17 protein-coding genes are annotated in these 18538 nt (G+C 68.8%); 7 read left to right on the forward strand and 10 right to left on the reverse strand.

Annotation, left to right across the window (positions count from 1 at the left end; genetic code table 11):
* Nucleotides 1-90: 90 nt before the first annotated feature.
* A complete protein-coding gene (locus tag H074_RS39885) occupies nucleotides 91-720 on the reverse strand; it encodes a group II intron maturase-specific domain-containing protein (RefSeq protein WP_268744790.1) in 630 nt (209 codons plus the stop codon).
* Between the two features lie 145 nt (nucleotides 721-865).
* On the opposite strand from H074_RS39885, the gene H074_RS38175 reads away from it, so the two are divergent.
* The gene (locus H074_RS38175; protein WP_007035455.1) at nucleotides 866-1186 is read left to right on the forward strand and encodes a hypothetical protein; all 321 of its coding nucleotides are present in this window, start codon (nucleotides 866-868) and stop codon (nucleotides 1184-1186) included.
* Nucleotides 1183-2217, forward strand: a complete 1035-nt coding sequence (locus tag H074_RS38180; protein ID WP_007035456.1) for a WXG100-like domain-containing protein — start codon at nucleotides 1183-1185, stop codon at nucleotides 2215-2217. Before H074_RS38175 ends, H074_RS38180 begins: the two co-directional genes overlap by 4 nt.
* Nucleotides 2218-2223: 6 nt before the next feature.
* Here the strand turns inward: H074_RS38180 and H074_RS41925 are convergent, their stop codons facing one another.
* Complete coding sequence (locus tag H074_RS41925; protein WP_235096991.1) at nucleotides 2224-2412, reverse strand: hypothetical protein; 189 nt, start codon at nucleotides 2410-2412, stop codon at nucleotides 2224-2226.
* Between the two features lie 498 nt (nucleotides 2413-2910).
* Here H074_RS41925 and H074_RS38190 point away from each other — a divergent pair, with 498 nt between their 5' ends.
* Nucleotides 2911-3351 carry a hypothetical protein gene (locus tag H074_RS38190; RefSeq protein ID WP_007035458.1) on the forward strand — a complete coding sequence of 147 codons (441 nt, stop codon included), beginning with the start codon at nucleotides 2911-2913 and terminating at the stop codon, nucleotides 3349-3351.
* On the opposite strand, the gene H074_RS38195 is transcribed toward H074_RS38190, so the two are convergent.
* From H074_RS38195 to H074_RS38210, 4 genes are all read right to left on the reverse strand, one after another.
* Nucleotides 3323-6205 carry an AfsR/SARP family transcriptional regulator gene (locus H074_RS38195; RefSeq protein ID WP_007035459.1) on the reverse strand — a complete coding sequence of 961 codons (2883 nt, stop codon included), beginning with the start codon at nucleotides 6203-6205 and terminating at the stop codon, nucleotides 3323-3325. The genes H074_RS38190 and H074_RS38195 overlap by 29 nt on opposite strands.
* A gap of 20 nt (nucleotides 6206-6225) precedes the next feature.
* Nucleotides 6226-6888, reverse strand: coding sequence for a response regulator (locus H074_RS38200; protein WP_007035460.1), 663 nt, complete (start codon nucleotides 6886-6888; stop codon nucleotides 6226-6228).
* The gene (locus tag H074_RS38205) at nucleotides 6885-8051 is read right to left on the reverse strand and encodes a sensor histidine kinase (RefSeq protein ID WP_007035461.1); all 1167 of its coding nucleotides are present in this window, start codon (nucleotides 8049-8051) and stop codon (nucleotides 6885-6887) included. Before H074_RS38205 ends, H074_RS38200 begins: the two co-directional genes overlap by 4 nt.
* A gap of 120 nt (nucleotides 8052-8171) precedes the next feature.
* Complete coding sequence (locus H074_RS38210) at nucleotides 8172-8543, reverse strand: MmcQ/YjbR family DNA-binding protein (protein WP_007035462.1); 372 nt, start codon at nucleotides 8541-8543, stop codon at nucleotides 8172-8174.
* Nucleotides 8544-8657: 114 nt separating this feature from the next.
* On the opposite strand from H074_RS38210, the gene H074_RS38215 reads away from it, so the two are divergent.
* From H074_RS38215 to H074_RS38225, 3 genes are read left to right on the forward strand one after another with little or no spacing between them, the layout of a single operon-like run.
* The gene (locus tag H074_RS38215) at nucleotides 8658-9869 is read left to right on the forward strand and encodes an SGNH/GDSL hydrolase family protein (protein WP_007035463.1); all 1212 of its coding nucleotides are present in this window, start codon (nucleotides 8658-8660) and stop codon (nucleotides 9867-9869) included.
* Between the two features lie 58 nt (nucleotides 9870-9927).
* Complete coding sequence (locus tag H074_RS38220) at nucleotides 9928-11313, forward strand: FAD-binding oxidoreductase (protein WP_007035464.1); 1386 nt, start codon at nucleotides 9928-9930, stop codon at nucleotides 11311-11313.
* Nucleotides 11314-11340: 27 nt separating this feature from the next.
* Nucleotides 11341-12603 carry a class I SAM-dependent methyltransferase gene (locus H074_RS38225; RefSeq protein WP_007035465.1) on the forward strand — a complete coding sequence of 421 codons (1263 nt, stop codon included), beginning with the start codon at nucleotides 11341-11343 and terminating at the stop codon, nucleotides 12601-12603.
* A 6-nt stretch (nucleotides 12604-12609) separates the two neighbouring features.
* Here H074_RS38225 and H074_RS38230 read toward each other — a convergent pair whose 3' ends face one another.
* Together H074_RS38230 and H074_RS38235 are read right to left on the reverse strand one after the other, a co-directional pair.
* Complete coding sequence (locus tag H074_RS38230) at nucleotides 12610-14220, reverse strand: thiamine pyrophosphate-binding protein (RefSeq protein WP_007035466.1); 1611 nt, start codon at nucleotides 14218-14220, stop codon at nucleotides 12610-12612.
* A complete protein-coding gene (locus H074_RS38235) occupies nucleotides 14217-14993 on the reverse strand; it encodes a cyclase family protein (protein ID WP_007035467.1) in 777 nt (258 codons plus the stop codon). Before H074_RS38235 ends, H074_RS38230 begins: the two co-directional genes overlap by 4 nt.
* Before the next feature lie 307 nt (nucleotides 14994-15300).
* Between H074_RS38235 and H074_RS38240 the strand changes: the two genes are divergently transcribed.
* Nucleotides 15301-16554, forward strand: coding sequence for an HNH endonuclease signature motif containing protein (locus H074_RS38240; protein ID WP_039924588.1), 1254 nt, complete (start codon nucleotides 15301-15303; stop codon nucleotides 16552-16554).
* A gap of 425 nt (nucleotides 16555-16979) precedes the next feature.
* Here the strand turns inward: H074_RS38240 and H074_RS41935 are convergent, their stop codons facing one another.
* Nucleotides 16980-17546 (reverse strand): HD domain-containing protein, encoded by a 567-nt coding sequence (locus tag H074_RS41935; protein ID WP_007035469.1) that lies wholly within the window; start codon nucleotides 17544-17546, stop codon nucleotides 16980-16982.
* A 114-nt stretch (nucleotides 17547-17660) separates the two neighbouring features.
* Nucleotides 17661-18533: a sigma-70 family RNA polymerase sigma factor gene (locus H074_RS38250; protein WP_007035470.1), complete on the reverse strand. Its 873-nt coding sequence runs from the start codon at nucleotides 18531-18533 to the stop codon at nucleotides 17661-17663.
* Nucleotides 18534-18538 lie beyond the last annotated feature (5 nt).

An 18538-nucleotide genomic window follows, 5' to 3' on the forward strand; every position in this document is an offset into this window, starting at 1 on the left:
GCCAGTCGCCGTGGTGGATCAGGCGGTGGTGAGTCGGCGGCGGGAGTTTCACCCGCCGCCGCTCTCAGAACCGTGCGTGACACTCTCGCGTCACACGGCTCCCGTTGTCGAACCTGCCGGGAGTGCTCCGTGTCGCCAATGTACGAACATGCCCGGGTAGTGGCTGGCGATCTGGGCGATACGCTTCCGGGCTTTCGATGGCCACCGGTGCAGGTGTTTGAACTTCCGCATGGCCCACCGGACCAGATGAGGATTGATCCGATCGGCAAGGAAGCTGATCAACAGTGATTTGTAGAAGCGCCCATAGTAGTTGATCCAGCCCGCCACGACGCGGTTGATCATCGCGGCGATCTCTCTGAAACTCAGGTCGGTCCGACGTCCGAGTCGCCACCCGCGGATCACTGCCGCCATCGACTTTTTGGCAGCTTTACTCACTGCGGGCAGGAACCCGGATTTCCAGCGACCGTCATTTAGTCGCGCATAGCGTGGCCGGAATGTGTAACCCAGGAACGTGAATTCCACGCTATGCCTGGTTCGACTCCGGTCCTCTTGCAGGCAATGGACGATCTTGGTTTTCCCCGGATGCAACCGGAGACCGAACCGCCATAGCCGTGCCGCGATCACATTCCGAACATACTTGGCCTGTTTCTCGCTGACACAGTGCACGACGACGTCGTCGCAGTACCGTTCGAACGCTGCCGGAGAACCCCTGTTCGTAATTTTACGTCACTGCCAACCAGTTCATTTCCCACCGAAGAGTGATGACCGTGAGAGCCGTGGACCCGGTGCGTGGCCGCAACCGGCCAACCACTCGCCGGACAGTCGCCTCATCGGGACACTCGATACGAAGTCAGGGAGGGGAATCGTGGGCGACGGCCTGAACATGTATGTCGACGCGACCGGTTACCAAGTCAAGGCACTGACGGCGATCGGCGAGGACGCCGGAGTCGCGTGCCAGGCTGTGCGCGCCGACATCGATTGGCTATCAGGCACTCTCGGGGGCGGGCCGATGGGAGCGCGGTTCAAAACCGAGTACGAGGCGAGCCGCGTCTCGCTCGAACAGCGGGTCGACACGAGTCGGCAGCGGACCGGGGATCTCGGCGTGGCCGGTCAGCTGTGCGTCGACAATTACGTCACCGCGGACGCGCACGCCGAGGCCGAGCTGCTGCGAGTGAGGTTCGGATGATCGGGGAACCGGCATCGATTCTGTGGTCCGCCGTCAAAGCCTTGTACGACTCATGGCCACCGGACAACGAGGACAACGCCACCCTGCTGAGCCAACGCCTGCGCGATCTGGCACGCAACGCGGACGACAGTGGGAATCGCTTGCACGGCAACGCGAACGCCGTACGCGACGCCTGGCTTGACGAGGCCGGCGGCGTGTTCGCCGACAAGATCGACGCCAATGGCGCGGACTGGTCACACTGCGGCGCCGACGCCGCCCGGCTCGCCGGTATCGCCGAGCGGTACGCCGCCGAGCTCACCAGGGTCAAGCAGACGATCATCAGAGTGATCACGCAGAACGAAGTGCGTTATGACGAACTCCGGCGCCACTCACCTGCCCTCGCCGTGCAGTTCGCCGCCGCGATCGCCGCCTACTTGCGAGACCTGGTCGGAGGGGAGGCACTGGCGTCTGAATCCGGACCGGGTCTGATGGACCGCATCAAGCAGGCGGCGGGCGACGCGTTCGACTCGGCGTGGACGCTCACGTTCGGCGCGGGGACCGCCGGCCCGGCGATCGGCGCGAGCGGGTCCGTCCTAGGGTTCTCCGTCGGCTATAACGTGGCCCTCGTTCGCGATCAGGAGGGCAACTTCTGGATTGTCAACGGGTCGAGCCTCAGCCTCACCACACCCGGATTGGGCGGGTCCGCCGGTATCGGTGTGACGGCCGGCTTCGACGGGGACAACAACCCGATTCGAAACGGCAAGGACCTGGGTGGGGAGTCACATCACGGCGGCGTGACCGCAGCTGGTCCAGTGGGTGGACAAGTATCTTACGATCACGACACCAGCAACGGAAACTGGTCGTCGACGACACTCGCCGGAATCGGCACCCGCGGTGTCGACCCCGAATTCGGGCGGAGTTGGAACAGTGCGAAACCGCTGACGACGGCTAACGCACTCCACGAAGGCATGATCCTCGGCTACCTGGCCAGCAACAACCCAGCGGTCTTTATCTCCGACACCCTCAGGGACAGCTACAAGAAGGGGAACTGACGCCGGTCAAGCCAGCCGCAGTTCCCGCCCCGGCAAGGACCGCCGCCGATCGGTCACCAGGATCATCGCCAGCACGGTCCCGAAGAACCCAGGCACCGTCGAGACCAGCGAAGCGCCGACAGTGAGGACAAGGATCGCGAGAGCGGCGAAGCGGCCAGGGCGTTTGAAGATCGCCACCAGCGCTTGGTTGACCACGGTAAACGTCCCAGCCGCGAGCACGAGCACCACCAGCTGGCTTCGCGGGTGGTGAGCACGCTCGACGGCACCGCTTGGATCACCTGATACGTCGCCAGTGCGCACACCCACAGTGCCGGCGATCGCGGGCGTGGCGGCGACCTGTTCGAGGTGGTCGCGTTCGGTCTGGGGTGTAGTCGGGCACCTTGCCCGGGCCGTCGTTGAGGCCTTTGGCCGGCTCGGAGGCGCCCGATTCGGCGCGCCGTCGGCCGCCGAGCCGATGCCGCTCGCCAGTTCCTTCGACCTGTCCGCGAGCTGCTTGTTCCCGTCGGCGACCTTCTGCGAGCCCCTCCGACGGCCGGTTCGTCAGCGAGCTGATCCCGAAGGTGATGGCCTCCCTCGTCGTTCCCGCGCGAGACTGAGGCGTCGCAAGCGTTTCATCGGGATTTCATGGCTCCGCCCTACGGTTCCGGACACGGATCCGCGGCCGCGGACCGGTTGGTCCACGAGGAGACGTGCATGAGCCCGGCGAGCCGGACCCCGTACAACACGGTGACACCCCGGGACGACGCGCCGAGTCCCGGGGAACGGTACGGGCTCGTCGGACCGGGCTGGAGCTGGGCGGCGTTCTTCACGCCATGGGCCGACGGCCGCCCGGCGCCCAAGTACCGGTGGACGCTGTTCGACACCGCCGCCCACGCCGTCGAAGACCTCCGTCGCTGCCTCGAGAACAGCAACGTCGGCAGGCGCGGCGCCCTCTGCTCTTCTGTGCTCCGGAAGCGCGGCGCGCCGCGGGAACTGGTGTTGTGCGACGCCGCGGAGTGGGCTTACGCCGTCCACGAGGTCCGCGCCGGGGTGCACCTGGCGGACGCCGCCGACGCCTATTTCGCGCGCTGGCGGACGAGCATGGCGGGACACCGCTTCACGATCGTCAACGCCGGCGTACCGACTGTCTGGTGAGGTCCAGACCTTCCAGCGCGAGGGTGCGCTGCGCGGAATCGCCGTCGGGTCCGATGGTGGTGAGCACCCACTCGAAGTGCTCCCTGGCGGCCACTGGATCGCCCGCGGCGAGATGGGTGCGGCCGAGCCGGTTGCGGATCTCGGACTCCATCCCGACGATGGTCTCCTCGGTGACCGCCGTCAGCGCCCGCCGCTGGAGTTCGAAAGCCGCGTCGAGATTCCCCAGTTCCAGTTCCGCGGCGCCCAGCCGGGCGAGGCCGGTCGCGGTCAGGAGACCGTCCGTGGTCTCCTCGGCGATCTCGACGGACCGCCGGAGATCCAGCGCGGCCTCGGCGAACCTGCCGATTTCGAGCCGGACGGTACCGCTGTGGCACAGCACCCTGGCCAGCATCCCGGGGCTGCCGATCTCCTCGCTCAGCTCACGGGCGCGGCCGAGATGGACGAGCGCTTCTTCGTGCTCGCCCCGCAGGTAGGCGAGATAGGCGAGCGCGGACAGCGATCGTTCGGCGAGCCAGCTGTCCCCCACCTCCTCGGCCAGAGCCATCCCCCGCCGCATCCCCGGGAGCGCGAGCTCGTGCCGTCCGGCGATCAGGTCCGCCATGGTGAGCCCGCCCAGCGCCCGCGCCTCCGCCCCGCGGTCACCGGAGGCCTGCCCCGCCCGCAGCGCGTCGTCGAACCAGCCGCGCGCACGGTCCAGCTGTCCTTGCATGGCGTAGGCGTAGCCCAGGCAGAACCGCAGCGACGAGACCAGGCGTTCGTCTCCGGCCTGTTCTGCCAGCGGCAGCGCGATCTGCAGCGCCGTCCGGCATTCGTGGTAGCGCTGCTGGCGCGCGAGATAGTCGACCAGGCCCTCGGCGATCGAGCACGCGAGGTCGTCCAGCCCGGCTTCGGCCGCCTGGGTCACCACCTCCGGAAGGTCACCGGCGGCGTCGAGCCAGGCGGAAGCGTCACGCTGCCCGGTGAACGATCCGCCGGACTCCACCGGGAACCGCGCGACACCCCATTCGCTCGCCCGGCGCGCGGCGCCGAGATACAGCCCGTACACCCGTTTCCGTGCCGCTTCGGCGGCCTCTTCGGGCATTTCCCCGGCGAGCCGCCGGGCATAGACCGCCACCAGGTCGTGCAGCCGGTAGCGACCGCTCGCAGGCTCCTGCACGAGGCTGGCGTCGACCAGGCTTTCCAGCCGCCGCTCGGCTTCGGCGGGCGAACAGTCCAGCAGGGCGGCGACCGAGAGCCGGTCGAATTCGGCCGTCGGCGAGAGGCCGAGCACACTGAACGCGTTCTGCTCGGCGGGCCGCAGCTGCTCGTAGGACAGGCGCAGCGCCACCTCGACACTGCGGTCCTCGGCGGTCAGCTCGCCGAGCCTGCGCTCGTCGTCCGACATCCGGTCCACCAGGTCCTTGAACGTCCACATCGGACGGTTCTGCAACCGGGCGCCCGCGATCCGCAGCGCGAGCGGCAGGCGCCCGCACAGCCCGGCGAGCGCGCGCACGGCGAACCGCTCCCCCTCCGCCCTCGGCGCTCCCACGATGCGGCCGAGCAGCCGTTCGGCCGCTTCGAGGCCCAGTGCGCCGAGGGAAACGCGCCGGTCGGCGTCCAAACCGGACAGACGACGGCGGCTGGTCACCAGCACACGGCTGCCCGGCCCGGACGGCAGCAGCGGCCGCACCTGCCCGGCGGACTCGGCGTTGTCGAGCACCAGCAGCAACCGCAGCTGCGCGGTCGCCGCCCGCCACGACGCGGCCAGTTCGTCGAGATCGTCCGGCATGGCCCCGTCTTCGACCCCGACCGCGCGCAGCAGCCGCCGTAGCGCGCGCTCCGGCGTCACCGGCTCACGGCCTTCGGTGTAGCCGTGGAGGTCCACGAACAACGCACCGTCTGGATAGGACTCGCGGAGCCGGTGGGCCGCGCGCACCGCGAGCGTGGTCTTCCCGGCGCCGGGGACGCCGTCGACCGCGTCGACCGCGACCGACTCCGGATCGCCGTCCTCGACGAGCAGCGCGAGTTCCCGGTCCCTGCCGACGAGTTCGCCGTTGGTGGCGGGCAGTTCGTTGCGGATCCGGCGTGACGGTTCCTTGCGCGGCGCGACGCCGAGCAGCGTTTCGTCCCCGCGCAGCACCGCTTCCTGCACCTGCCGCAGTTCCTCGCCCGGCTCGACACCGAGCTGGTCCACCAGCCGCTCGCGGACGTCGGTGAACACCTCCAGCGCCTCCGCCTGCCGTCCTCCGCCGTAGAGCGCCCGCATCAGCAACGCGGCCAGCGGCTCGCTCGGCGGGTCGGCGGACACCAGCGCCGACAGCTCGCCGATCACCTCGTCGAACCGGCCGAGTTTCAGCTGTGCCCGCAATTTCCGGCGCAGCAACAGAAGTCTGCGTTCCTCCAGCCGTCGCCGCTCGCCATGGACGAACGCGCCGGGCAGCCCCGTCAGCGGCTCGCCGTGGAACAGCCGGAGCGCGTCGGCGAAGGTGTCCACCGCGGCGACGAGATCGCCCGACTCCTCGGCGGTGGCCGCGACGGCGGCGACCTCCTCCAGCCGTACCACGTCCAGCCGCACCCCATCGCTGGCGAACCGATAGCCGCCGCGGTCGGACACGATCACCGAGTCCCGCGGTTTCCGCCCCGAGGTGTCCAGGCATTGCCGCAGCCGCCGGACGTACACCGGCAGCACGTTCGACTCCGGCGGCTTCTCCCAGAGCCCGTCGGTGAGTTCGTAATGGCTGACGGTCACGTCCGGGCGCAGCAGCAGCGCGGCCAGCACGGCCTGCTGCCGGACCGGACCGAGGTCCAGCCGGGTCTCCCCGTACCAGGCCCGCAACGGGCCGAGCACCTCGAACCGAAGCTTCGAATCCGACATGATCCCCCCTTCGTTCCGCACTAGCCCGGCACCACGATCCCGTGGTCGAACGCGTAGACGATCGCCGCCGCCCGGTCCCGCAACTGGAGTTTGGTGAAGATCCGGCCGATGTGGCTTTTCACGGTCACCTCCGAAATGACGAGTGCCGCGGCGATCTCCGCGTTGGTCAGCCCGCGGCCGATCGCCCGGAGCACGTCCTGTTCCCTCGGCGTCAGCAGTTCCGGCGAACGCCCGCCGCTGCCGTTCCCGGCGGCCTGCCGGTAGGCGGCGAGCACCCGGCCGGTGACCCCGGGGTCGAGCCACGCGTCACCCGCGGCGACCGCCCGCACCGCCCGGATCAGGTCTTCGGCGGGGGAATCCTTGAGGACGTACCCGGCGGCGCCCGCCCGCAGCGCGTCGGCCAAGAGGTTGTCGTCGTCGAAGGTGGTCAGCGCGAGCACCGGCGGATGCCCACCGGACCGCCGCAGCCGCCTGGTCGCCTCGACGCCGCCGACGTTCTTCATCCGCAGGTCCATCACGATGACGTCGACCTCGTGCGCGGCCAGCGCCGCGGGCACTTCCGAGCCGTCGCCGCATTCCCCCGCGATGACGAACCCGTCACGGCGCCGCAGGATGCGCCGCAGCCCGGATCGGACCAGCTCCTGGTCGTCGACCAGCAGCACCTGGATCTCGGCGGCGGTCACGGCTTGGCTCCCGGCACGGTGACCCGCACGATCCACTGCCTGCCGCTGGGCCCCGCGCTGAGATCGGCGCCGAGCTGGGCGGCGCGGACGGCCATCCCCGCAAGTCCCGAACCGTCCTCGGCGGCGCGCCGGACGGTCGCGGGGAGGGTGTTGCTGACGATGAGCTTCAAACCCGACCGGCCGGCGTTCAGCCGGACCTCCGCGGTCGCGCCGGGGGCGTGCTTGACGACGTTGACAAGTGATTCCTGCACGATCCGGTAGAGGCCCAATCCTTCCGAGGCGCCTACCCGGCCGAGGTCGCCTTCCTGTGTATAGCGCACCGCCAGACCGGCACTGCGGGTGCGTTCCACCAGCGTCGCGATGTCCTCCACCCCCGGCAGCGGGGCGCTGCCCGACGGGGAATCGGCGAGCAGACCGACCGTGCGGCGGATGTCGGCCATCGCGGCCCGTCCCACCTGCTCGGCTTCGGTGAGCGCTTCGATCGCCTCGTCGACGTCACGGTCCTGCTGCAACGCGTGCCGGGCTCCGGTCAGGTGCAGCAGGGTGATGCTGAGCGAATGGCCGACGACGTCGTGCACCTCACGCGCGATGCGCTGGCGTTCGGCGAGCAGGGCCTTGTCGCGGGAGGCGTCACGGTTGCCGCGTTCGGCGTCCAGCACCCTGGTGTACCAGCGGACCATGAGCCCGCCGCTGAGGCCGAGCAGGATCGCGACCATGTACACCGGCCCGCCGATCAGCCCGCCCCAGATCCCAGCCACGACCAAGACCGCCTCGCCCGCGACCGTGACAAGGGCGATCCCCCACGTCGTCCGCAGGACACTGCCCGCTTCGGTGGCCGCGACCAGCAGCAGCAAAGGCGCGAAATCCGGAAGCACGGGCTCGATGAGCAGGACCGAGGCGGCGATGATCAGCGCCGTCATCCGCACCCACGGCATGATCCAGTCGGTGGTCACCCAGATCAGCGACGGCGCGATCACGATCAGGCCTGCCAGCGCGATCGGCTCCGGCGGCACGAGGGCGTCCCGCTGGATCAGCGCGACCACCGTGAACACGAAGCTCACCGCGCTGGCGCACAACGCCCCCCACCACGGCAGGCTCAGCCCGGCCCGGGTGAGACTGGCCTGCACCCGTGCCCGGAACCGGTCCCGCAAGATCTCCAGCACGGCATCAGCCTAGGAAGTCCCGGGAAGCGCGTCATCGTGCGGCGGGCGGCACCCGCCTCCGCCCACGGTAGGAGGCCGGGCGGGCACGGTCGGATGAAATCCGGATGAAACCTCCGGCGCTCATTCCTGGCTGAGCGCGACCCAGTTCAGCTTCTCTTGTTCCCGTTTCGGCAGGCCCGCGACGACGAGGTCGTAGGAGTCTTCGATCATCTCCCGCACGAAGTCGTCGGTCAGTGAACCGTCCAGCCGGACGGTGTTCCAGTGCCGTTTGTTCAGGTGATAGCCGGGGGCGATCGCCGGATGCTCCGCGCGCAGCCGGACCGCCAGATCGGGCTCGCATTTGAGGCTGACCCGCAAGGGCTTCGCCTTGAGCGGGCTGAGCGCGAACATCTTGCCCACGACCTTGAACACGCTGTTGTCCTCGCCGAACGGGAACTCCTCCCGGGCACCGGGGAGGCCGAGGCAGAGCTTCGCGAGAGCGGCAGGTGTCATGGCGTTCAGGCTAACCGCCACCTCCGACAGAAACCTGTCCTGTCCAGGACGTTGACCGGCCGTCGGTGATTCACTGACGATGAGTGGAGCCGACTGGGTGGAGGCGAAACTGACATGCGCGTGAAGCATCTCGCCGTGGCGGGAATCCTGTTTCTGGGTGTCGTACCAGGAGTCGCCGCGGCGGCTCCGGCTCAAGTGGAGAGCGCCGCCACGAGCGGCTGGGTGGGCACCTGGGCGGCGGCGCCCGCGGCCGGGGTGGCCGGGACCGACAACGGCTACCCGAACTTCTCGATCCGCAACATCGTGCACACCAGCGCCGGCGGGCACGAGGTGCGCGTGCGGCTGTCCAACGCCTTCGGCCGGACGCCGGTGCTGTTCGGCCGGGTGACCGTCGCGGTCGCCGCCGGCCCGGACACCCCGCAGGCCGTGCCCGGCACGATGCGCACGCTGACCTTCGGCGGCGACCGCGAGATCACCGTGCCGCCGGGCGCCGACATCGTCAGCGACGGCGCGGCGCTGACCGTGCCGAGGGACGGCGACCTCCTGGTCACCACGTACACGCCGACGCCGTCGGGTCCGGTCACCTATCACCCGCTGGCGATGCAGAACTCGTACTTCACCCGTGACGGCGACAAGGCGGCCGACGAGTCGGCGGCGGCGTTCCCGGAAAAGACCGCGGTCTGGCATTACGTGTCCGGAGTGGACGTCCGCGGCGCGGGACTGCGGGGCAGTGTCGTGGCGATCGGCGACTCGATCACCGACGGGGCGAACTCGACCTGGGGCGCGAACCTGCGCTGGCCGGATCAGCTGGCGGACAAGATCAGCGCGCGGCTGGGCGTGCTCAACGCCGGGATCAGCGGGAACCGGCTGCTGCTCGACGGCGGGAACGCCGGGGTCAACGCGCTGGCGCGGCTGGACCGGGACGTGCTGAACCAGTCCGGCGCGCGGACGGCGATCGTGTTCGAGGGCATCAACGACATCCAGCAGACCCCGCACCAGGCCGATCCGGACAAGATCATCTCGGCGCTGAAACAGATCGCCGTCCGGGCACACGACCGCGGCCTGCGGGTGCTGGGCGCGACGATCACGCCGTGGAAGGGCTGGGGTTCGTACACGCCGCAACTCGAAGAGACCCGGCAGGCGGTCAACCGGTTCATCCGGACCAGCAGGCTCTTCGACTCCTACATCGACTTCGACGCGGTGATCCGCGATCCCGCCGACCCGCAGCGGATGAAACCCGAGTACGACTCCGGCGATCATCTCCATCCCGGCGACAAGGGCTTCACCGCCATGGCGAACGCCGTCCCGCTGCACCGGCTCAGGTAGAAATCAAGGGCTGCGCCAGGCGGTTCGGTGGGGCACGATGAACCGATGGCGATCAGGAATGGCTAGCGGCGACAGCGGTACCCGGGCGACGGCGCGGCTGGTCCGGTTCGCCGAACACGAAGCGCGAGCCGAAGCGCTCCGGGCACAGCTCGCGGATCTCCACGGCACGATCCGGCTGGCGAAGCGGACGTCGAACCTGTTCCGGGCGCGGACGGCGACCAGCACACCGGGGCTGGACGTCTCGGGGTTCACGCACGTGCTCGACGTCGATCCCCTGGCGCGCACGGCCGACGTCGAAGGCATGGTCACCTACGAGCAACTCGTGGACGCGACCCTGCCTCACGGGTTGATGCCGCTGGTCGTGCCGCAGCTCAAGACGATCACGCTCGGCGGCGCGGTCACCGGCCTCGGCATCGAGTCGTCTTCGTTCCGCAACGGTCTCGTGCACGAGTCGGTGCTGGAGATGGAGTTGCTCACCGGCGACGGCAGGATCGTCGTCGCGCGGCCGGACAACGAGCACAGCGACCTGTTCCACGGCTTCCCGAACTCGTACGGGACGCTCGGCTACGCACTGCGGTTGAAGATCGAACTGGAGCCGGTCAAACCGTACGTGCGGCTCGACCACATCCGGTACGAAGACCCCGAGGAGTACTTCGCGGCGCTCGGCGAGGCCTGCCGTGACGGGTCGGCCGACTTCGTGGACGGAACGGTCTTCGGGCCGGGCGAGCAGTACTTGACGCTGGGCACGTTCACCGCCTCGGCGCCCGCGACCAGCGACTACACCTGGCTCGGCATCTACTACAAGTCGATCCGCGAACGCGGGACCGACCACCTGAGCGCCCGGGACTACCTGTGGCGCTGGGACACGGACTGGTTCTGGTGCTCGCGGGCGTTCGGCGTGCAGCACCGGCTCCCCCGGCTGCTGCTGGGCAGGCGGCTGCTGCGGTCTTCGGTCTACTGGAAGGTGGTGGCTCTCGACCGGCGGTTCGGGATCGCCGCGAAGCTGCTCAGGCTGCGCCGTCTTCCTCCGGAAGAGACCGTCGTCCAGGACATCGAAGTACCGCTTTCGCGGGCCGCGGAGTTCCTGGAGTTCTTCCGCCGCGAGATCCCGATCAGCCCGGTGTGGATCTGCCCGCTGAAGCAGCGACCGGGCGGCGTGAACTCGCCACTGTACGAAATGGACCCCGGCACGCTGTACGTCAACTTCGGATTCTGGTCGGCGGTGCCGTTGGACCCCGGAGAGGCGCCGGATACGCACAATCGGCTGATCGAGGCCGAAGTGACCCGGCTCGGCGGGCGGAAATCGCTGTACTCCGACAGTTTCTATTCCGAAGACGAGTTCTGGCGCCTGTACAACGGTGACGCCTATCGGAAACTGAAGACGGCCTACGACCCGGACGGCCGCCTCCTCGACCTGTACGCGAAGTGCGTGCGGCGGCGGTGATCGGGTCCGGGAAGAAGAGAGACGACCATGGCTGAGACGACCACCGTCGGGAAGATCTTCGAGCGGTTGCTCGGTCCGAGCGCCGAAGTGTCCATCACCGCCTACGACGGCAGCACGAGCGGCCCGGCGGACGCGCCGGTGTCGATCCGGGTGCGGTCGCCCCTGGCGCTGACGTACCTGATGTCGTCCCCTGGCGACCTCGGTCTCGCCCGCGCCTATGTCGCCGGCGCTCTCGACGTGGACGGCGATCTCTACTCCGCGTTGCGCGCGCTCGTGGCCCAGGTCGATCAGCTCAGTCCGGCGGACCGGTTGTGGCTGCTGCGCAAACTCGGGCCCACGCACCTGCGCCGCGTCGCCCCGCCCGCCGAAGAACTGCCGAGCCGCCTCAAACGCACCGTCGACGGCCTGCGGCACTCGAAAGCGCGTGACAGCAACGCGATCTCCAACCACTACGACGTCTCGAACCGGTTCTACGAACTGGTGCTCGGCCCGTCGATGGCCTACACCTGCGCCGCGTATCCGTCCGCCGCCGCGTCGCTGGAAGAGGCGCAAGCGCACAAATTCGACCTGGTGTGCCGGAAACTCGGGCTCCGGCCAGGGATGCGGCTGCTGGACGTCGGCTGTGGCTGGGGCGGGATGGTCGAGCACGCCGTCGCGAACTACGGCGTCGAGGCGCTGGGCGTCACCCTTTCGCGTGAGCAGGCGCAATGGGCACAGAAGGACATCGTGACCAAGGGGCTCGCGGACCGGGCCGAAGTGCAGCACCTCGACTACCGCGACGTCACCGAGACGGACTTCGACGCGGTGTCGTCGATCGGGCTCACCGAGCACATCGGCGCGCGCAACCTGCCGTCGTACTTCCGTTTCCTCGCCGGGAAACTGAAACCGCACGGGCGCATGCTGAACCATTGCATCACCAACCCGGACACCTCGGTGGCGCACCGGTCGCGCGGGTTCATCGACCGGTACGTCTTCCCCGACGGCGAACTGGAGTCCGTCGGGGAGATCGCCACCGCGATGCACGACAGCGGGCTGGAGGTGCGGCATTCGGAGAACCTCCGCGAGCACTACGCCACCACCCTCGGCGCCTGGTGCGCCAACCTCGACGCGAACTGGGACGAGGCCGTCGCCGAAGCGGGCGCCGGGCGGAGCCGCGTCTGGGCGCTGTACATGGCCGCGTGCCGGCTCGCTTTCGAGCGGCGGGAGATCGAACTGCACCAGGTGCTCGGGGTGAAGGTCGGCCCGGACGGTGACGCGGGCATGCCGCTGCGGCCGGACTGGGGCGTGTAGCGCGTTCTAGTGTCGGAAGGCTTCGGCGAGCCACCACGAGCCGCCATCGTCGGCGATCTTGGCGTCGATGACGAGCGGTGCGTCCCGTGGCCCGTCGAGCCATTCCGTGACGGCGACCAGATCCTCGACCGACCTCACGGTGACACCGGCGCAGCCGAATCCGCGGCCGATCGCCGCGATGTCGGTGTCGGGGAACCGGACCGTGGTCATGTCCGCGGCGCCGAAATGATGGATCTCAGCGCCGTACGCGGCGTCGTCGTAGACGATGACGACGAGCGGGATCCGCAGCCGTACGGCGGTTTCCAGCTCGGAAACCGCCATGTGGAACCCGCCGTCGCCGACCCCGAGCACCGGCAGCCGCTCCGGCCGGGCCAGCGCCGCGCCGATCGCCGTTCCGAGGCCGAGCCCGATACTTTGGAACGCTTGGGTGAAGCAGAAGCCGTTCTCGTCGGGAACGGACAGGTACGCGCTCGGGTAGCCCATGAAGTTGCCGGAGTCGATCGAGACCACGCGTTCGGCGGGCAGGATTTCGTCGAGATGACGGCTGAGTGTGCGCGGATCGATCCTTCCGCCGCCGGATAGGTCGTTATACGGGACGTCGTTCCATCGGGTGCTTGTGGGGGCTTCGCGGCTCATTTGGTGGCCACGCCTGTCGAGTTCCGCGTGGACGTCGGCGGCGGTGCTGGTGACGTCGCCGACGACACCGAGGTCGAGCGGCCGGTGCGCGCCGAGCGCGGCCTCCTCGACGTCCACCTGGACCAGCCGGGCGGCTGGGCCGAGGAGCGTGCCGTGCCGGGTGGTCCACCTGTTCAGCGCGCAGCCCCAGCCGATCACGAGGTCGGCGTTTTCGATGAGGTCCGCCGCTTGTGGTGACGAAAAGCCGCCCGAGATCCCGAGTGAGAAGGGATCGCCGTGGAAAAGCCCGTGTGCCACCGCCGAGGTCGCCAGCAGTGCGCCGGAGACCTCCGCGAGTTCCCGGAGGGGCACCGAACTCGCCCGCGCGCCGCGTCCGGCGATGAACACCGGCCGCCGCGCTTCGGCCAGGAGGTCGGCCAGTTTCGCGACCGCCTCGGTGCTCGGCCGGACCGGCGCCGGCCCGGGGATTTCCGGGGCCGGGACCGCTTCGGGAGCTTCCTGCGCTTGGACGTCGAGCGGGAGGTTGAGCAGGACAGTCCGGCGTTGCTGCACCGCCGTCCGGTAGGCGCGGACGGTGTCGGCGACCGCGGTGGGCGCGCCGTGCACGCGTTCCGGCACGGCGCCGACGGCGACCGCGAGCGCGTCCTGGTCGATCCGGAAGTTCGACAGCACCGCCGACGCCGCGGTGTCACCGGCCAGGACGATCATCGGTGTCCGGCTCTTGGCGGCCTCGGTGATCCCGGTGATCGCGTTGGTCAGCCCGCAACCCTGGTGGAGACTCAGCACCGGCACACGGCCGCTCATCCGCGCGTACGCGTCGGCCATGCTCGCCGCGCCGCCCTCGTGCCGCGCCGCGACGAACCGCACCCCACCCGCCCGCAACCCGTTGGTGGCCTCGAAGTTGCCGCTGCCCACGACCCCGAACGCGGCACCCACGCCGAGATCCGCCAGCGTGCGGCCGACCAGCTCCGCGACCTTCATGCCCGCTCGACCAGCGCGTAGACCCTGGCGGGGCTGCCGGATCCGCCGACGATCGGGAGCGGGCTGACGACCAGCAGCGATCCGGTCGGCGGCAGGCTCGCCAGGTTCCGCAACTGGGTGAGGCCGTGTTTTCCCGCGCCCAGAAGGAGTTCGTGGCAGGGGAAGGCCGGTTCGAGGCTCAGCGCCTGTCCCGCGTCGGTGCCGACGGTCTCCACTCCGAACCCGGTGATCGGTGCCTCTTCCGCGAGCCAGCGGGCACACTCCGCCGAGACGCCCGGCGTATGCGGACCGTTCTCGTCGTTGTTGAGGAAGGTGTCCTGGTCGTGCGAACGAGCGTCCCAGCCCGTGCGGTAGAGCAGCCAGCCGCCGTCGGGCAGCGGCCCGTTCACGCGCTCCCACTCGCGGATGTCTTCCGTGGAGAGCAGGAAGTCCGGGTCTTCGGCCGCGCGGGCCGACGCGTCGAGCACCACGGCCGGGGCGACCAGCGTGCGCAGCGGCACTTCGGAGACGTCGTGGCCGTCCTTTCCCGACAGCCAGTGCACGGGGACGTCGAGGTGGGTCCCTGTGTGCTCACCGGTGTGGATGTTGTTCCAGTACCAGCGCGGTCCGCGTTCGTCGTACCGGCTGATCTCCTCCAGGCCGAACGGGATCGTGTTCGCGAACGGCTCCGGCAGCTGGAGCACGGGGGTGCTCGCGCTCAACGGGGCGGTGAGGTCGACGACCTCGATCGCGCCCGTGGTGATCGCGGTGTTCAGCTGGGCCAACAACGACATGCCTGCCTCCCGGGAGTGACTGCGGCGTCACGGTCACCTTAGGCGGGTTTCCGGCGTGGCGGAGTGGCGATCCTCGTGAGTGGTAAGGACGGTTAGAACCGTCCTTACCACTCACGAGGATCGCCACGGTCCGCCGCTCGGGCCGCCTGAAGTACCCCCCCCCCCAAGAGAACCCGACTCACGACCACCCCACCCCTCACCCAAGAGTGTTATTCGCGCACTTTGAATGCGAAACACCTTAATTCCACCTTCGGGAAAAGTTTTTCCTGGATCGAATATGCGTTCGATTCACTGGTATTATGGCGGGGTGTCCAGTCGACGAATCCTCGAACCGCCGCAGGAGGTGTGGCGTGCCGGTGCGCGGGAGCTCGCGCACGGTGTGGTCGAGCGTTTGTCGGTGGCACGACAGGCGCTGGCGGAGGTCGGGCAGCTCCTGGTCGAGATCGAATCCCGGGGTCCGATGGAGCTGTACGGACACGGCTCCACGGCGGGCTGGTTCGCCGAGACCGCCCGCATCACCCCCAAAGAAGCACGTGACACCGTGACACGGGCGTTGGCGTTGAACGAAAGCCGGAATCTGGACGGCACCCCCGCACCCGCTTTCGCTCCACTCGCGGGTGCTTCCGCGTCCGAGGGCGAACTCGGCCATCAGCAACTGGATCCGATCCTGGCGGTGCTGAAGAAAATCCCGCCTGAGGTGTCGGCAGAGGATCGGGCGGGGGCGGAACAGATCCTGGTGAACCTGGCCCGCCACGCCGGCCCGCAAGCGATCATCGACGCCGGGGCGGAACTCCTGGCCCGTATGGATCCCGACGGGAAAGAACCGAAAGACGAGGACCTGAAACCCCCGTCGCGCGAGGTGTATCTCCGCAAACGTGATGACGGCTGGTGGCGGTTGAACGGCCTGCTCGACCCCGAGTTCGGGGCTCGCGCGAACGCCCTGTTCGAGACCTGGGGACAACGAAGACCCGTCGACGACGACGGCAACCACGACTCCCGCACCCCCGCCGAACGCCACGGCGACGCACTCTTCGACGCCATCCACTACGCCATGACCAACGACAAAGCCCCCACCCTCTCCGGGGACCGGACCACCATCGTCGTCACCATCCCCCTCGACACCCTGACCTCAGGACTGGGGACGGCGTGCGTGGACGGCGTCTCCCAGATCACCGCCCGGCACGCGCGAATGCTCGCCTGCGACGCGAAGATCATCCCCGCGGTGCTCGGCTCCGACAGCGAGCCGCTCGACATCGGCCGCGCCGCCCGCACCGTCACCCCAGCACAACGCCGAGCCCTCAACCTCCGCGACCACGGCTGCGCATTCCCCGGCTGCCACCGGAAACCCAAACACTGCGAAGCCCACCACCTACTCCCGTGGAGCGAACTCGGCGACACCGACCTGAGCAACCTGTGTCTGCTGTGCCGCTACCACCACATGGTCATCCACGGACAATCCGGCTGGAAAGTCCGCATGACCGCCGACGGCCGACCCGAGTTCATCCCACCGCAGTACCTCGACCCGCTACAAAATCCCCGCCGCAACACAATCCACAACTGAACCCGGAGAGCCCGCCGTCCACCACCGGCGACGGGCCCCTCGGCATGCCCTCACTCAGTTGAACCACGGACCGAACATCGAACTCTGCGACCGCCCCGTCAACCGCTCCCCGAGACCGACGGCCTGTGCCTCGGTGAGCAGACAGATGTAGTCGGTGACCGCCCGGGGCGCAGCGGGCCTCCCTGTTCTCCTCGAAGGTCCCCTTCGCCTCATCGTCACGCTTGATGTCACGGTAGATCACCCGGAGCTGGATGGGGATCTTCGGACTGCTCGGCGATTTCTCGAGGCACGTGAACAAGCGATCGAAGAGCGAGCCGATGATCCTCTTCTGACCTTCCTGGTGGATCGCCGGCGCCGGCCTGTCGATCACGGAGAACCACTGTGAGTGCAGGTGCTCGCCGAACTCGTCGATGACCGTGTCGAGCTCATTCCGAAAGCGAGTCTCGTCGAATCCCTTGTGCTCCTTCAAACGGCGGAGTCCGAGCTTGACCCGCCCGGAAGTAGTCCTCGAGATCGTGGGTCGCGTAGCTGATGTCATCGGGCCAGTCCATCAGGACCGCGTTCGCGGATCTCAGCTCTCCGCGGCTGTTCTCCCGCGCCCACAAGAAATCGTCCCGCTCGGTCTGATAGGCACTCCATTTGTCACCGTAACCACGATCAGTCCGCAACGCGGTGGTCTTGCACGAGCCACGGGGTTTGAGACACCGGTACTTGAAAATCGTGTTCAGCGTCGCCCGCGTCAGATTGAGACGCTGGTCGAGGACCTCCTCGGCGATGTGGCCGAACGGCGGGTGGCCGATGTCGTGCACGAGTCCCGCCGTCTCGACGACGTCCTCGTTCAAATCGGACTCCACCGGGAATCCCGCTTCCGGATCGGCCACTTGAAAGCGCAGGTGCTGCACGAGTCTTCGGCCCCTCTGCGCGGCTTTCAGGCTGTGCGTGAGCCGGTTGTGCAACACCAACTGCTCATTGACCGCGGCGACCTGGGCCACTCCGGCCAGCCGCCGGAACGCGAAAGAAGGCGGACCACGACGGAAGACCGTTAACGGCTCGATCCGAGCGGCGAAGTCCTCGATGCTCGTTCGCGACCGAACCGCAACCCGGAATCAGTCCACCATCACCAAGTCCAGCCCCCGCAGCCGTTCCCGGTCCGCGATGACGTCGATCTCGCTGATCTTCCCGTCGGCGAACGTGAACGCGAGGACCACCGAAGGCCGTCCTTCGTCGGCCATCACCAGACCGACGCCGCCGTTGACCAGCGCCAACCGAGTGACCGCCGCCCGCACCGAAGCGGCCGCCGCACCGCGAGCCACCACACTGGCACCCCGCAGGAAGATCGGCTCGCGCGAGGGGCCCGCCGCCTTGTCCGCGCGAAGAACGACATCGGGATGCAACAGTTCCAGAAGTGCTTCGAAGTCGCCGCCCCGTGCGGCGGCCAGGTAGGCGTCGACGACCTGGCGCCGCCGCGCGACGTCCGGTTCCGCGGCGGCCGAGCGACCCTGGACGCGGCGCCGGGCGCGGCTCGCGAGTTGTCTCGCGGCGGCCGGGGTGCGCTCGATCAGCGGGGCGATCTCGTCGAACGGCACCGCGAACATGTCGTGCAGGACGAACGCGAGCCGTTCGGCGGGCGCGAGCGTTTCCAGGACGACCAGCATCGCCAGCCCGACCGAGTCGGTGAGCACCGCATCGGCGGCGGGATCGGCCGAGGAGTCGATCGGTTCGGCAAGCCGGTCGTCGAGCGGTTCCTCCTGCCGGTGGTCGCGCGAGCGCAACACGTTCAGGCACACCCGCGCCACCACCGTGGTCAGCCAGCCACCGAGGTTCTCGATCTCCCCCGCGTCGGTGCGGTTGAGCCGCAGCCACGTGTCCTGGACGGCGTCTTCGGCCTCGCCGGTCGAGCCCAGCATCCGGTACGCCACCGCCCGCAGCCTGGCCCGGTGTTCCTCGAACCGTTCCGCCAGCCGATCCCGCTCGTCCACCGCAC

The sequence above is a fragment of the Amycolatopsis decaplanina DSM 44594 genome, from assembly GCF_000342005.1.
Taxonomy (GTDB): Bacteria; Actinomycetota; Actinomycetes; order Mycobacteriales; family Pseudonocardiaceae; genus Amycolatopsis; species Amycolatopsis decaplanina.

Excerpts from the sequence above, each read along its gene's own strand:
- H074_RS38220 (WP_007035464.1), top strand. The coding sequence starts at position 9,928 with ATGGCTAGCGGCGACAGCGGTACCCGGGCGACGGCGCGGCTGGTCCGG.
- H074_RS38190 (WP_007035458.1), top strand. The coding sequence starts at position 2,911 with ATGAGCCCGGCGAGCCGGACCCCGTACAACACGGTGACACCCCGGGAC.
- H074_RS38210 (WP_007035462.1), bottom strand. The coding sequence starts at position 8,543 with ATGACACCTGCCGCTCTCGCGAAGCTCTGCCTCGGCCTCCCCGGTGCC.
- H074_RS38215 (WP_007035463.1), top strand. The coding sequence starts at position 8,658 with ATGCGCGTGAAGCATCTCGCCGTGGCGGGAATCCTGTTTCTGGGTGTC.
- H074_RS38235 (WP_007035467.1), bottom strand. The coding sequence starts at position 14,993 with ATGTCGTTGTTGGCCCAGCTGAACACCGCGATCACCACGGGCGCGATC.
- H074_RS38180 (WP_007035456.1), top strand. The coding sequence starts at position 1,183 with ATGATCGGGGAACCGGCATCGATTCTGTGGTCCGCCGTCAAAGCCTTG.
- H074_RS38195 (WP_007035459.1), bottom strand. The coding sequence starts at position 6,205 with ATGTCGGATTCGAAGCTTCGGTTCGAGGTGCTCGGCCCGTTGCGGGCC.
- H074_RS38225 (WP_007035465.1), top strand. The coding sequence starts at position 11,341 with ATGGCTGAGACGACCACCGTCGGGAAGATCTTCGAGCGGTTGCTCGGT.
- H074_RS38230 (WP_007035466.1), bottom strand. The coding sequence starts at position 14,220 with ATGAAGGTCGCGGAGCTGGTCGGCCGCACGCTGGCGGATCTCGGCGTG.